Below are 14,178 nucleotides of genomic sequence, written 5' to 3'. Positions count from 1 at the left end.
CTGAATAAGGCTATGTTTCGCTCGATTTTCCATGATGGTACGGGAAAATGAGGGTTACTCTTAGCCCATTTAAGCCAGCCTCACTCACATTATTTTCAATGCGAATGTCGCCCCCTTGGCTTTGGATCAATCGCTGGCAGATCACTAAACCTAGCCCTAATCCCTCTTTTTTAGTGGTTGCAAAAGGCGTGATCCCTTGAGTCAGTTGTTCAGGCTGCATGCCGCCTGCATCATCTTGTAGTACGAGTAAAAACCGTTCTGGGGCAAAGTGAAAGCTAAAACATAATGTTGTCGCGCCGGCTTGCAAGCTATTACTAATGAGGTTTGATAGCAGTTGATCCAGCAGTGTTTCAGGTAGCTTCAATGAAACGTCACGGCTATCCGGTAACATGAGTTTGACCTGTGGATAATGTTGCGATACCCGTAGTAATTGCCAAATATGTTGTATCGTCGGTATAACATGCTGCTCACTCAGTTGCAGTGCGACCTCTTGGTGAGGTTTCCCAGCCCATAGGCGAAGATTACGAATAATATCGGCCCCGCGTTGTGCTTGATTATCAATTTTTGTTAAGGCATTAATCAGGGGATGATCATCTGACTCTTTTTTGAGACGTAAAATACAACCTTGTGCGTAGTGGCGGATCGCGGAAAGTGGCTGGTTAAGCTCATGGGCAAACCCTGAGGCCATTTCACCTAATATATTTAATCGCTGAGCTTTTTCTAAATTCGCTTCCTGTTGGCGTAAGCGATTGTGAGCCTCTTCTAATTGGCGGCTACGGCGGCGAACTAAGAAGGCTATCCAAACATGATTGACCCCAAGTAAGATAAAAAAGAGTAAGACGAGGCCTAGCGACAGTTGATGCTGGATCAACCAACTCATAATGTCTTGCCAAATTTGTCGTTGCTGTGGATGTTGGTTTACATCACGTAACAAGGTTTCGACTTGGTTCACTGATGCTGGGGCTCCCCAACGCATTCCAGATTTATCGGATGAAAGTAATGTTTTGGTCACCTTATCAACTAAATTATCGGGGACATCATTCAAGGCAGCAAATGACCAGTTAGGGTAAAGCTCAGTGCTGGTCTTACAAGGTAGAGTGCTCGCATGCTCAATTAAAGGCCGAAACTGGTTTTTATCAATTAATCCTTCACTGTCCATATTTTCCAATAAGCAAACAGGGATGATAGCAGCCGAAAGTGAGCTATCGCGTAAGGCATATAAGAGCGCATCGGCGGGGAAACCGAGAAACTGCATACGAAAATCTTTTTCTGCGTCATACCCCATATCTCTGAGTACCTTATAACCTAAAAGGTAGCCGCCGAAAGCGTCTGGAGAAATTGCCCCCACTTTTTTACCAATTAGGTTTTTTACCTCGTTAATATCACTGTCTGCCCGCACTAAAATAAGGCTTCCGATAACGTTACGAGTGGCGCTATCAGGCTCTACGGATGAACGCAATGAAAGTAACCAGCGTAAATGATAGCGACTATCGAGTTGGATAAATTGAGCAGGGTTTGTCAGCAGAAAGTCTATCTTACGCTCTGCAATTGCGTCACGCATCTCATCCAAGTTAAGTGGCTGTAACGTGAAATGTTCACCCGGTAGAGACTCATTTAATGTGTCGGCTAATATTTGCCAGTGGGATTGTGTTGAGTTTGCACCGCGTAGTGCAAGCACCCCGATTTTCCATTCAGCCGCCATAGCAGGAAAACTGCCAGCAAGAAGCAAGATGAACAGTAGGCGATACAAAGACATAGATGATTTCTTTAACATATTTGGGTTATTCGTTGCGTTAGATCAATTTAGTTACGGGTATGTGGTAAACCACAATAGGGTCGTTACGCAGCCCCTCATACAATAAAGCTAATTAAAGATAACACACCGTTTTTAAAGAGAAATAAGAATTACCGTGGTTATCAAAAATAGGTTGAGGTAACGGTAAATAAAGCCTGTAAAACCAAAAGCATACTAATATTTACCATCTGTTTTTGCATTAGCAATGTCCTACTGGAGCCAATTATGGATCTGAGTAAACGAAAATTTCTACAACAATTAGGGGCAGTCACCGCGGGGGCATCGTTAATACCGATTGCCGAAGCTGGACTCAATTTCTCCCCAACTCGCCGCGAAGGTAACCCTGAAAAACGTTATGGCATGCTGATTGACTTACGCCGTTGTATCGGCTGTCAATCCTGTACCGTTAGTTGTTCTGTTGAAAATCAGACACCGCAAGGTCAGTTTCGTACGACGGTTAACCAATATCAAGTTTCTTTAAAAGGGCAGGATGGCGTGGCAAACGTCCTATTACCACGTTTGTGTAACCACTGTGATAACCCGCCTTGTGTGCCCGTTTGCCCAGTACAAGCCACGTTTCAACGGGAAGACGGAATTGTGGTTATTGATAATGAGCGCTGTGTTGGCTGTGCTTATTGTGTACAAGCTTGCCCATATGATGCGCGTTTTATCAACCATACGACCCAAACCGCAGATAAATGTACATTTTGTGCGCATCGTCTTGAAGTCGGCTTACTACCAGCCTGCGTTGAGTCCTGTGTTGGTGGCGCGCGAATTATTGGTGATTTAAGAGATCCAAACAGTACGATCCGGAAAATGCTCGAAGAACATAAAGCCGAAATTAAAGTGCTGAAACCGGAAAGTGGCACATTACCTCAAGTGTTTTATTTAGGCTTGGATGATGCTTTTGTTGAACCGCTAGCCGGTAAAGGGCAACCCGCATTATGGCAGGAGGTATTCTGATGAGCGAACAAGTGACCTATATTTCGGAAATTATGGCACAGCCACAAGAGTTTTTCTGGTTGCCTTGGGCCGTTCAATACTTCTTTTTTATCGGTATCGCGGCTTGCGCGACACTTTATGCTTGTTACTTGCACTGGCAAGGTAAGAGTGAAAATAGCCGATTAGAGATGATTGCCGTCTTTATCACGATAACGATGGGGATCACGGCTCCATTAGCGCTGACCGCCGACTTACACCAAACGGCGCGTGTTTGGCACTTCTATGCTCATCCAACTATTTGGTCATGGATGTGGTGGGGCTCAGTTTTACTGCCATTGTTTACCACTTTTAGCGGCCTCTACTTTGTTGCGTTGTTGGTGAAATTAATTTGGAAAAAAGAATTTAAAGCAACACGTTGGGTGGCCTTACTGTCAGCGCTGTCTGCGGTAGGTTTATTGTTATATACCGGTCGTGAAGCCTCGGTGCTGATCGCACGACCTATTTGGTTTAGCTGGTGGATCTCTGTACTGCTGTTCTTTAGTGCAATGCAAGCGGTTCCTGCGTTAATTAGCTTGGGGGCTCGTCGTGAACCTCAATACCAGCAGCGCTTAGCACGTCTTCAGGCAATTAGCTTGCTTCTGTTAGCTGTCTGCTTTGCATTGTGGTTATCGGGTGACACTGTTTCAGGTATTGCTGTTCGTCATCAACTAGAGGTCGCAAGCCCTGGCTGGTGGATGCTCATGGGGATATGCGCACTGTGGGTTGTGGCATTGGCAATGTCAATCATGACATTAAAGGCTACACGCTCAATGGTTTATATCACAGTAGCGGCATTAGTGGCGATGGGGCTAACGTGGAGCTTGCGCTGGGTTTTCCTAATGGAAGTTCAAGCGGTGCCAAAATATAACGTGTTAGTTAATCCATATCACTTCCCGATGGGAACGGACGGACTGTTAGCTCTACTTGGTACGTTTGGTTTGTGGATCGCTCTGATTATTATTATTCGTGAAGGTGTTCGTTGGTTTGCTAGGAGAGTGCAACATGGCTAAATTCTCAAGACGTCAGTGGCTCAAAGGTGGTTTAGTTGTCGGTGGTTTAGCACTATTTGGTGCAGGTTACCGTGATGTGGCTAAGCGTGCAGTTGATGGCCTCGCCAATGGCACTTCCGGTAAAGTCACATTAGATCGTATTCATGGCAACTCATTGCGCCCAGAGGGGCAAGCTAACGGTGGTTGGAAAGAGGATCCTAGCCAAGTTATTGCGATGACCCAATGTTTTGGATGCTGGACTCAATGTGGGATCCGTGCTCGTGTCGATACGGCAAAAAACGAAGTGCTACGTATTGCGGGGAATCCATATCACCCTCTGTCTCACGAAAAACATTTCCCGTATGGTATGCCACTGAAAACGGCGTTTAATAAAATGGGCGGCGAAAGTGGGTTAGAACATCGCTCCACGGCGTGTGCTCGCGGTGCAACCTTAATGGAAGGGTTAACTAGCCCATTGCGTATCCTAGAGCCGATGAAACGTGTTGGTAAACGTGGTGAAGGTAAATGGGAACGTATCAGTTTTGAACAATTAATCAAAGAAGTGGTTGAAGGGGGCGATTTGTTTGGTGAAGGGCATGTTGATGGCTTACGGGCGATCCGTGACCTTGAAACGCCTCTCGATCCATCACAACCTAAATTAGGCCCCAAAGCCAACCAACTGCTGGTGACTAACGCGGGGGATGATGGTCGTGATGGTTTTATACGCCGCTTTGCCCAAAATGCTTTTGGTAGTAAAAACTTTGGTGCCCATGGCTCCTATTGTGGTCTGGCATACCGTGCTGGCTCTGGGGCACTAATGGATGATCTGGATAAAAATGCGCACGTCAAACCGGATTGGGATAATGTTCGTTTTGCGCTATTTATTGGAACATCGCCAGCACAGTCGGGTAACCCATTTAAACGCCAAGGTCGCCAACTGGCATCTGCACGTTTACGTGACAATTTTAACTATGTTGTGGTTGCCCCTGCATTGCCACTTACAACGACTTTGGCGAATGATCATGGGCATTGGGTTCCTGTGCAGCCGGGAACGGATGCGGCATTAGTCATGGGAATGATCCGTTGGATCATCGAAAATGAGCGTTACAATGCCGCATATTTGCGCGTACCAAGCGAAAAATCGATGAAAGCAGTTGGCGAAAAGAGCTGGACCAACTCTACTCATTTAGTGATCACTGATGACGAGCATCCATTAGCAGGGCAATTATTGATCGCTTCACATCTTAATGGTCAGATGGCGGAAGATGATGACAGCAAAAAAGCATATTTGGTTCAGGATGCGTCAGGTGAGCTAAAACCCGCAGATGATGTGACGCAGGCAGAGCTGTTTGTCACGCGTCAGGTGACATTGCACGATGGTAGCGAAGTCACGGTTAAATCTAGTTTCCAATGTTTGAAAGAAGCAGCTGAGCGCATGACGTTGGAAGAGTATAGCGAACGCTGCCAAGTTCCAGTTAAAACCATTGAGTCACTGGGGCGTGCATTAACCTCTTATGATCGTAAAGCTGCGGTGATCTCGCATGGCGGTATGATGGGGGGTAATGGATTCTATACCGCGTGGTCGGTCATTATGCTGAATGCGCTTATTGGTAACCTGAATTTGAAAGGTGGGGTATCAGTAGGTGGTGGTAAATTCAACGGTGAAAGCGATGGTCCTCGTTACAAGATAACGAGCTACGCTGGCAAAGTGAAACCAAAAGGTGTTGTGTTATCCCGTAGTAACGAATCCTATGAAAAATCAGATGAATTCAAGGCTCGCGTTGCTGCTGGTGAAAATCCTTATCCTGCAAAAGCACCATGGTATCCGTTTGCCAAAGGTCAGTTAACTGAACAATTAGCGTCAGCGTTGATGGGTTATCCGTATCCACTTAAGGCATGGATCACCAACATGACTAACCCTGTTTACGGTATTGCAGGCATTCGTCAGGTGATGGAAGAAAAGCTGAAAGACCCAAAACATCTTCCACTTATCATTGGTATTGACGCCTTTATGAATGAGACAACAGCGCTGGCGGATTATATTGTGCCGGATACCCATAACTTTGAAAGTTGGGGCTTTAGTGGGGCTTGGTCGGGGGTTCAAGTGAAAGCCAGTACTGCTCGCTGGCCAATTGTTGGAGCACGTACCGCGAAAACGGCCGACGGTCAGCCTATTTCAATGGAAGCATTTTGTATCGCAGTGGCGAAAGCGCTCGACCTTCCTGGGTTTGGTGACAACGTGATTGAAGATATGGATGGAAATAAATATCCACTTAATTGTGCTGAAGATTATTACCTACGTGTCGCTGCAAATATGGCATGGTTAGGTGAAAAACCAGTGCCAGAAGCAGCAAATGAAGACATCCAAATCAGTGGTGTGGAACGGATTTTGCCTGCAATGGAAAAAACACTCAAACCGGAAGAGATCCGTCGTGTTGCCTATATCTATACTCGCGGTGGTCGTTTTGCGCCTTATGAAAAAGCGTGGGATGGTGATGCAACAGGGCCTCAGTGGAAGAAAGGGTTGCAGATTTGGAACCCAACGGTGGCGGTGAACCGTCATGCGATTACGGGGGAGCGCTATAGTGGTTGTCCAACTTACTATCCGCCTCGTTTAGCGAATGGGGAAGATGTGAATAAGGTTTTCCCACCAACAGAATGGCCGTTAAAGCTTATGTCATTTAAATCCCATGTCATGAGTAGCTCAACGACAATGATTGAACGTTTACGCCATGTGAAACCTACCAATCTTGTGGCTATTCACCCTGATGATGCCCAAAAAATGGGGGTTAAGCATGGAGATTGGGTCAAGATAACTACGCCAGGCGGTCATGTTGAAGCACAAATCAGTGTGTTAGACGGTGTTATGCCAGGGGTTTTAGCCATCGAACATGGTTATGGTCATAAAGAAATGGGGGCTAAACAGCATTACCTTGATGGTGAGCCAATGCCAATGAACGCTGCGAATGGTTCAGGCATTAACCTAAATGATTTAGGTTTTGCCGACCCGACGCGTGAAGTGGCGAATACTTGGTTAGATTGGGTATCCGGTGCCTCAGTGAGACAAGGCTTACCGGCTCGAATTGAATTAATCGGTTAAAAGTAATAACAGACCAGCGCACTTTGCGCTGGTCACCATAAGTTTAGACAGTTGACATTGCGCTTTACGATGTGGCTACCTCATCGTAACTTCGGCAGATGCCTAGGAGGGGGAGCCCTCCTTTTTTTCGTCTTTTGATCAGCGTATTCGTGGCGATAGCAAAGGTGACGCTGTTTCAGTGAGTATCACACTTTGATACATCAAGACACCTAACAGAATAAAAATTAACCCTGTACACAAATAAAGGAGCGCGCGCCAGTAAGGCGAAAAAGAGATCCCCTGAGTTTTGGTCAGCCGCATTGCGTGATGACGCATAAAATAGACAAACAAAGCAATAAGGCTGATGGTGAATGCGGTTCCCATTGCCATGGCTAGTGCAGCGAAGATCCCCCACGTATACACCCCAATCACATAAGAAAAAAGCAATACCAATAATGCACCGGAGCAAGGTCGCAGCCCCATAGATAGCACCAAAATGGCTTGGGTGCGTAAAGAGGCTTGTAACTGCTGACTTGAGACAACATGTTGGTGACCACACTGGCAAAGAGGAGCCATTTTAGGCGGTGTCTTGATAGCGGATATTGAGGTTGAATTTAACGGCAAAAGGCGCTGGATATGTAAGACTGATGCTGTCCGTTTATTTCTGGCTTTTCGCCATTGATGAAATGCTTTGTAGCAACATAAGGCACCCAGCAAAACAACGAAACCATAACTGAGTTTTTCGCTGTATAAGCTAACCATATTCAAGTGGCGAGTAGAGAGCTGGAAAACCACTAATACAGCTGAAACTAACACAATCGCCACGGCACCTTGTAATAAAGAAGCGAGTAGACTAAGGATAACACTTTGTTTTAAACGTGTTGGGTGGGTGGCGATATAGGTGCTAATGATCAGCTTACCATGACCTGGGCCTAGTGCATGAAGGAGCCCATATAAAAAGCTGACAGCGACTAGCAAGCTACCTGCTTGTAATGGGTCGCGCTGAGTCGATTGCAGTAGTTCCGAGAGTAAAAGATTGAGCTGGCGCTGCCAAGCAACACTGGTTTGTAACCAAACTGACCAATTTTGGTAGAGATAAGCGCCGGCGGCGCAGAGAGCGATGAAAACTACACCAATGATGATTAAGTTTAGGTGCTTGGGCTTATTATGTTGAATTACTGGCATGCAATCTTCACCTTTTGAGCAAATTGCAGCCCTAATGTGGTGTCATCTTCAGGTGTTTGATTGATATCGAGCGAGTAGGCATAAAAGCGTAACTCATCAGTGACATTAGGCTCGTTGAGCGTCATTTTACATTGGGAGTCTAGCGTGTTAGATAGAATAACCGCCTGTTGATTGGGATAGGTCATGCTGACAAAAAATGTCGGGTCATAAGTCATAAACTCGATATCCAATCCTTTTATCGGCACGGGTTGTTTTAATCGCGCAGTAAATGAAAAAATAAGCTGTAGCCCTTCACGTTGTAAGCGGTAGTGGCTTGGTATCGCTTGAAAAGCTATTTTTTTACCTTGTGAATAAAAGTCGGTGAAATAGTCTTGGGCAAGAATATTTGCCATTAATGTTGCCGCTTGCGTTTTCCATTGAATGTCATCTTCTTGGCTATTTTTTAACTCATAAGCAATATCCGCAGAGGTCATTGGATCCATCTTCCACGTGAATGTCAGGCCGATAACTTGCTGTTGCTTGATTTCGGGTATGACCTGCATATCGATAAAGCTATGGGGGTGAGCAAAACTCTTGAAAGAAAAGACTAAACACAAACTGAGGAATAACACATTGAATTTCATAAGCGGTACATTTCAACGAGTAAGTCAAATAGGCGAAAAATGTTATAACATAACTTAATTTCAATGTGAAATAAATTTATGGTGCAACTTACTATCGAGAGGGCATTGTAATATTCAATATAAAACCTTTTAACATTCAGGGTTTTTTATTCACAAAATAACAGCGATAATAGTCATAATGGCTAGTGTGGACACTATGTGGACACTGGTACATTTTATTAAATTAATATCAATGAGTTATAAGGGTTTAAAGAACACCATGCCAGTGTTACATAATCAAATTTCAAATAAAATTCTTAAAGAGCGTATGTTGGCGGAGACTGAGCCACGTACCACGATTTCGTTTTATAAATATTTCAACATCCACGACCCAGTAGAATTTCGCAACGAGTGGTATGTGAAGTTCAAAGCACTTAATGTGTTTGGTCGTGTGTATATCGCTAAAGAAGGTATCAACGCTCAAATCAGCGTGCCTTCATCAAATGTCGAAGCGTTGCGCGAACTGATTTATAGCACTAGCCCTGAACTGAATAATTTACGTCTTAACATCGCTATTGATGATGATGGTAAATCTTTCTGGGTCTTACGCATGAAAGTCCGTGATCGTGTGGTTGCGGATGGGATTACTGACGATTCATTTGATGCCTCAAAGACAGGGCAATATCTTAAAGCACATGAAGTGAATGAGATGATTGATGACCCGAATACCGTATTTGTAGATATGCGTAACCACTATGAATACGAGGTTGGTCATTTTGAAAACGCGATTGAAGTGCCTTCTGATACTTTCAGAGATCAGCTGCCAATGGCTGTAGATATGCTACAGGAACAAAAAGATAAAAATATAGTCATGTATTGTACAGGTGGGATCCGCTGCGAAAAAGCGAGTGCTTACATGCTGCATAATGGCTTTAAGAACGTATACCACGTTGAAGGCGGTATTATTGAATATGCGCGTAAAGCCAAAGAGCAAGGTTTACCGTTACGTTTTAAAGGGAAAAACTTTGTGTTTGATAACCGCATGGGGGAGCGCATTACTGATGAAGTATTGGCTCACTGCCATCAATGTGGTGAACCCTGTGACACGCATACGAACTGCCGTAATGATGGCTGCCATTTATTATTTATTCAGTGCCCTTCATGCGCAGAAAAATATGAAGGCTGCTGTAGTGTTGCCTGTACTGAGGAGATGAAACTGCCAGAAGAAGTGCAACGTGCACGTCGAGCAGGGCGTGAAGTCAGCAATAAAATATTTAATAAATCACGTCATCGCTTAAGTGATGGCCTATTAAATAACGATAATTAGTCACTCATAAAAAAAGCCCGATTAAGGGCTTTTTTTAATAGAGATATTTAAAAATATTATAAATAAAAAATAGCTCAATACGGTTTTTAACATAGACTTTGGTGACAATATGTCTTTTTTGTGAATAAACGGTGCTATTACTGATCCCCAGTTTTTTTGAAATAATATGATTCGGTGTTTCATTCATCCAACTATTAATAATGCATTGTTCTTTTAGTGTAAATATTGATGAGTTTGAATTATTAGTTAGCCTTATTGTTTTTTCTATTTGTTCCGCATCATTGATCACTTTATCTAACGTAGGGATAATGATTTTCTTAGACATAATAAAATAATTATCTTTAAGTAATAGTGGCTTATCAGATATTGGATAAGGGGCATTAATGTAGATATAGAATCTAATCTCATTTGATGTGCTTAATAGCTTTTTTAAAGTTAAACAGTAATTGGAATGGTGACAATAATAAGTTAAATTCACGAGTATGATATTGGGTTTACTATTGTTAATACAATGAATAGCTTCATCAATACATCCTACACTAATAAACTCAAGTTTTTTATTTGAAGATAAGTATTCAGTAATACCAATTCGAGTATAATAACATTCATCAATAATGAGTATTCTCATAAGGAACATCCTTGTTAGAAAGAGGATTACAATAAATTGGAATGGATATTAAAGTCAATAAACTAGTGATAAAAAATAATTAATTTAGTTTGTTTTTGCAATTAATATAAAAATAACTATTATTATTTTTATATTATGAATATTAATTATTAGAAGTATAAAAATTTAATATACTAAAAAGATATGAATTATTGATGGTGTTAATGGATATTTGGTAATAACCAAATATCCATTATTTTCACTAGTGCGTTTTAAAGTCAGGCTCTACATAATCACCGGACTCTATTTTATCAATACCGGCTTGTAGAATATCAATAAGTTGTCTGGCTACATCGGTTGTTAACCACATTGTTTTATCAACAATGGCGTTCTCACTGTTTTCACTTTTTTCTGGGAGATAATGCAAACGCAACATCATTGCATCATAGGCATCAACAGTACTGATGTCCCAGCCAACAACAGGGTGAGTCTGAATCACTTCATTTTTTCTATTCATAAACACCTCCTAATCATACTGCGTGATAAATATATATCGATAACTGACTAAGAGCGAAAAACTCATAACGAGTATCAATCAGTATAAGGGGATTTTGCCAATTGAAAAGAAAAATACGCTTTTTTTTGCATCCAAATGACAGATTATGCAAAAAAGTGACAAAAAAGGGAAAAGGACTAACGGGAAGTGATGAGCTTCCCGTCGATATGACTAGTCAACAACGCGTACAGACCAGCGAGCATCCTCACCTGCAAGGAAAGGGATCAGTGCATCATGGCCGCACTCAATGGATGAGGTGGTTATATTTTCTTCTTTAGTTAACTGAATAAAGCCATCATTAACAGGTAAATTATAGAACTTAGGACCATTTAATGAGCAGAAGGCTTCAAAATGAGCAAGTGCGCCGAGTTCTTCAAAAACTGTTGCATAAGCTGCAAGTGCTGTTGGAGCATTAAAAACCCCAGCGCAGCCACAGGAGGACTCTTTACGATGTTGAACATGAGGTGCTGTATCCGTTCCTAAGAAGAAACGATCACTGCCTGAAGCAACGGCTGCACGCAATGCTTCTTGGTGAACATTGCGTTTTAGAATAGGCAGGCAGTACAAATGTGGGCGCACACCGCCAACTAACATGTGATTGCGATTAAACATTAAATGTTGTGGTGTTAATGTAGCTGCTAGATAGTCATCGCCCCCTAGTACATATTGGGCAGCTTCTTTAGTGGTGATGTGCTCAAAAACCACCTTTAATTTAGGGAATGTTTTTCTAAGAGGTTCCATGACTTGCTCAATAAAACGAGCTTCGCGATCAAAGATATCAATCTGACTGGATGTGACTTCTCCATGGATCAATAATGGCATTCCTGCTTGCTCCATTGCCTCAAGTACAGAGTAGATATTTTTTATATCAGAGACTCCGTGGCTTGAATTGGTTGTTGCATTGGCAGGGTACAGTTTACAAGCAGTAAATACCCCTTCATGAAAGCCGCGTATTAGTTCATCAGCATTCGTGGTGTCAGTTAAATAACACGTCATTAATGGCGTAAAGCGATCACCTTCAGGAACTGCTTGAATAATACGTTCACGATATGCTTTAGCCATCTCTATTGTCGTGACAGGGGGAACGAGATTTGGCATGACAATGGCGCGACCGAAGAATTGACTGGTATAAGGCACAACAGTTTTTAGCATATCACCATCGCGAAAATGAACATGCCAATCATCTGGGCGGCGGATCGTTAAAGTTGTTGCAGTTGTCATGAAACCGGCTCCGTAAAGGGTAAATAGAGTAATGAGCGAAATGCTCAAGCCGGAGCAGAATGATAAAACGAAAACGATAAAATAGCTATGTTAATTCACAATTATCTTGAAAAAGAATGGTTTTATGATAGGACAGAACAAATATAAATTTAAGATAAGGTTGGGTGAATTAAGATGAATTAAGATGAATTAAATAAGAAGAGATTGGCTCCTCCAGCTGGACTCGAACCAGCGACATACGGATTAACAGTCCGCCGTTCTACCGACTGAACTATGGAGGAACTCCTTAAAGCGAGAGGAATATTAGCGTTACTGATTCTAAAAGTCAAAGAAGAAACAGCAATAAAAGTTCGATTGCTTGTTATGTGATCGAATTGCTGTAACTTTCATCGAATAAGGGATCTGACAGGTGCTAAAAATAAACTGATCGCTATAATTGTGGTATTTGCGATGAATGGTCATTGCTATTTTTGTGGCTTGGTTTGCATATTTTAGTATGGATAACTGATTTAATAATAGTAGGCACGTTATCTTAACGTACGATAAAACTAAAAATGGAATAGAACAAGGAGGAGCATGTGCCAAAGGATACTACGGTCATTGAGGTACAGTTTGACCGATATGATATTCAACAAATTTGTGGTGATGACATTATAAGGATCATAGCATCAAATAAGGTTTTATATTGTTATAGCTCTCAATTTCCCCAAATACTTCCCAAATTAGACAGTATCAAAAAAATGAAAAATTAAAGGTTTGTGTTAGTCAACTCGATAGTGGTGATTATTGGTTATATTGGTTAATCGCTGAAAATGGATGTGAATTGACGACTGATTACGAGCGAGGAGAGGGAGATTTTGCATTTCTCTTTAATTTTTTTGTGCTAATTATCATGGCGATCCTGATAATGATTATAAAAGCAGATATATTCCTATCAGGAATAGCATTTATTCTGATGGCAATTGTTTACATAGGTTTGATTTATGGGGTAAAAGGATTGTGGATAATGTTATGTTCTCCTTTTAATTCGGCGATTCTAAATTTACAAAAAGAAAAGGGACAAAGTGAAACTGGAATATTCAATAAAAAAGCCTATTTCTATATGTTTTTTCTGTTAAGAAAGATAATTAATAAATTGAGTTTCACTGAACATTATTATATAGAAAGTAATCCTGATATAAATATTAATCGTATAAAAAAATTAGGTTTGCATGTTAGTCATTTTGAAGTTGAGGAAAAGGAAACTATTAATAAGAATGTACATATAAGTAACTATGTTGCTGATAAAAGGGTAGAAATTGATGCATCCAATAATTACCATTATATTCACAGTAAGGGCAATATTTACTATTGTGGTACTCATGAACGAAGAAAGGAAAATAGTATCTTTATGAGGAGCCAAGCGCCATTTATTGTTGCAAAAGGGGATGATGTTGAGATTATCCATGATGAGAAAAAAGCGGTGATTGGTCTCATTAATAATACGAGTCAATCAGCTTACCTATTTACTTCAATATATTTTTTTTCTTCAAAAGATATAGCGTAATGTTTTCATTAAAATTCGCCATTCTCTTTGGTTTCACTATGACATTCTCACTAATGCCTTTTTCTTTTTCCCTTGCTCCTGAGCTTATAGCTAATCTACATATTCTGTTGTTATTCTTAGGGCTCAACTTGGCACTTTTTGTGCTCTATTTTTTACTAAGAATGGTTTATGTGAAATATGCTAACAATGACCGTTATGAAATCACTCAGCAATATTTACAAAATCGAGTGTTAGAAATGAATAAAAAGCACTTGACCATTATTGATTTCTTAGATCTCTCATAACGTTTT

General features: G+C 41.6%; 12 protein-coding genes and 1 tRNA gene. 6 read left to right on the top strand and 7 right to left on the bottom strand.

Translation table 11 applies throughout. The annotated features are described in order from the left end of the window. Positions 1–10: 10 nt before the first annotated feature. Positions 11–1,756: a tetrathionate respiration histidine kinase TtrS gene (ttrS, locus tag PR709_RS04940; RefSeq protein WP_014658009.1), complete on the bottom strand. Its 1,746-nt coding sequence runs from the start codon at positions 1,754–1,756 to the stop codon at positions 11–13. 264 nt (positions 1,757–2,020) lie between these two features. On the opposite strand from ttrS, the gene ttrB reads away from it, so the two are divergent. Genes ttrB through ttrA form a run of 3 tightly spaced genes read left to right on the top strand, consistent with a single transcriptional unit; the run spans position 2,021 to position 6,865 of the window. Continuing rightward, positions 2,021–2,758: a tetrathionate reductase subunit TtrB gene (gene ttrB / locus PR709_RS04935; RefSeq protein WP_088499399.1), complete on the top strand. Its 738-nt coding sequence runs from the start codon at positions 2,021–2,023 to the stop codon at positions 2,756–2,758. Beyond that, positions 2,758–3,786: a tetrathionate reductase subunit TtrC gene (gene ttrC / locus PR709_RS04930; RefSeq protein ID WP_272570775.1), complete on the top strand. Its 1,029-nt coding sequence runs from the start codon at positions 2,758–2,760 to the stop codon at positions 3,784–3,786. The genes ttrB and ttrC overlap by 1 nt, the downstream gene beginning before the upstream one ends. Beyond that, positions 3,779–6,865 carry a tetrathionate reductase subunit TtrA gene (ttrA, locus tag PR709_RS04925; protein ID WP_014658011.1) on the top strand — a complete coding sequence of 1,029 codons (3,087 nt, stop codon included), beginning with the start codon at positions 3,779–3,781 and terminating at the stop codon, positions 6,863–6,865. The genes ttrC and ttrA overlap by 8 nt, the downstream gene beginning before the upstream one ends. A 138-nt stretch (positions 6,866–7,003) precedes the next feature. On the opposite strand, the gene PR709_RS04920 is transcribed toward ttrA, so the two are convergent. Continuing rightward, the gene (locus tag PR709_RS04920; protein ID WP_196715977.1) at positions 7,004–8,029 is read right to left on the bottom strand and encodes a nickel/cobalt transporter; all 1,026 of its coding nucleotides are present in this window, start codon (positions 8,027–8,029) and stop codon (positions 7,004–7,006) included. After that, positions 8,020–8,652, bottom strand: coding sequence for a DUF1007 family protein (locus PR709_RS04915; protein WP_040132990.1), 633 nt, complete (start codon positions 8,650–8,652; stop codon positions 8,020–8,022). Before PR709_RS04915 ends, PR709_RS04920 begins: the two co-directional genes overlap by 10 nt. Positions 8,653–8,911: 259 nt before the next feature. Between PR709_RS04915 and trhO the strand changes: the two genes are divergently transcribed. Further along, the gene (gene trhO / locus PR709_RS04910; RefSeq protein WP_014658015.1) at positions 8,912–9,958 is read left to right on the top strand and encodes an oxygen-dependent tRNA uridine(34) hydroxylase TrhO; all 1,047 of its coding nucleotides are present in this window, start codon (positions 8,912–8,914) and stop codon (positions 9,956–9,958) included. Positions 9,959–9,992: 34 nt separating this feature from the next. Here the strand turns inward: trhO and PR709_RS04905 are convergent, their stop codons facing one another. The 4 genes from PR709_RS04905 to PR709_RS04890 all read right to left on the bottom strand — a co-directional run bounded on the left by PR709_RS04905 (position 9,993) and on the right by PR709_RS04890 (position 12,623). Next, positions 9,993–10,586 (bottom strand): LuxR C-terminal-related transcriptional regulator, encoded by a 594-nt coding sequence (locus tag PR709_RS04905; protein WP_014658016.1) that lies wholly within the window; start codon positions 10,584–10,586, stop codon positions 9,993–9,995. 241 nt (positions 10,587–10,827) lie between these two features. Beyond that, complete coding sequence (bssS, locus tag PR709_RS04900) at positions 10,828–11,082, bottom strand: biofilm formation regulator BssS (protein ID WP_004918503.1); 255 nt, start codon at positions 11,080–11,082, stop codon at positions 10,828–10,830. 210 nt (positions 11,083–11,292) lie between these two features. Next, positions 11,293–12,342 (bottom strand): dihydroorotase, encoded by a 1,050-nt coding sequence (gene pyrC / locus PR709_RS04895; RefSeq protein ID WP_004918504.1) that lies wholly within the window; start codon positions 12,340–12,342, stop codon positions 11,293–11,295. A 205-nt stretch (positions 12,343–12,547) separates the two neighbouring features. Continuing rightward, positions 12,548–12,623 (bottom strand) — tRNA-Asn (locus PR709_RS04890). Between the two features lie 626 nt (positions 12,624–13,249). On the opposite strand from PR709_RS04890, the gene PR709_RS04885 reads away from it, so the two are divergent. Together PR709_RS04885 and PR709_RS04880 are read left to right on the top strand one after the other, a co-directional pair. After that, the gene (locus PR709_RS04885) at positions 13,250–13,888 is read left to right on the top strand and encodes a hypothetical protein (RefSeq protein WP_230084754.1); all 639 of its coding nucleotides are present in this window, start codon (positions 13,250–13,252) and stop codon (positions 13,886–13,888) included. After that, complete coding sequence (locus PR709_RS04880; protein WP_004918506.1) at positions 13,888–14,172, top strand: hypothetical protein; 285 nt, start codon at positions 13,888–13,890, stop codon at positions 14,170–14,172. The genes PR709_RS04885 and PR709_RS04880 overlap by 1 nt, the downstream gene beginning before the upstream one ends. The last annotated feature ends 6 nt before the right edge of the window (positions 14,173–14,178 follow it).

The organism is Providencia sp. PROV267, assembly GCF_028477825.1.
Taxonomy (GTDB): Bacteria; Pseudomonadota; Gammaproteobacteria; order Enterobacterales; family Enterobacteriaceae; genus Providencia; species Providencia stuartii.
The sequence above is the reverse complement of the archived record's forward strand: the minus strand, read 5'-3'. Positions and strand labels throughout refer to the sequence as shown.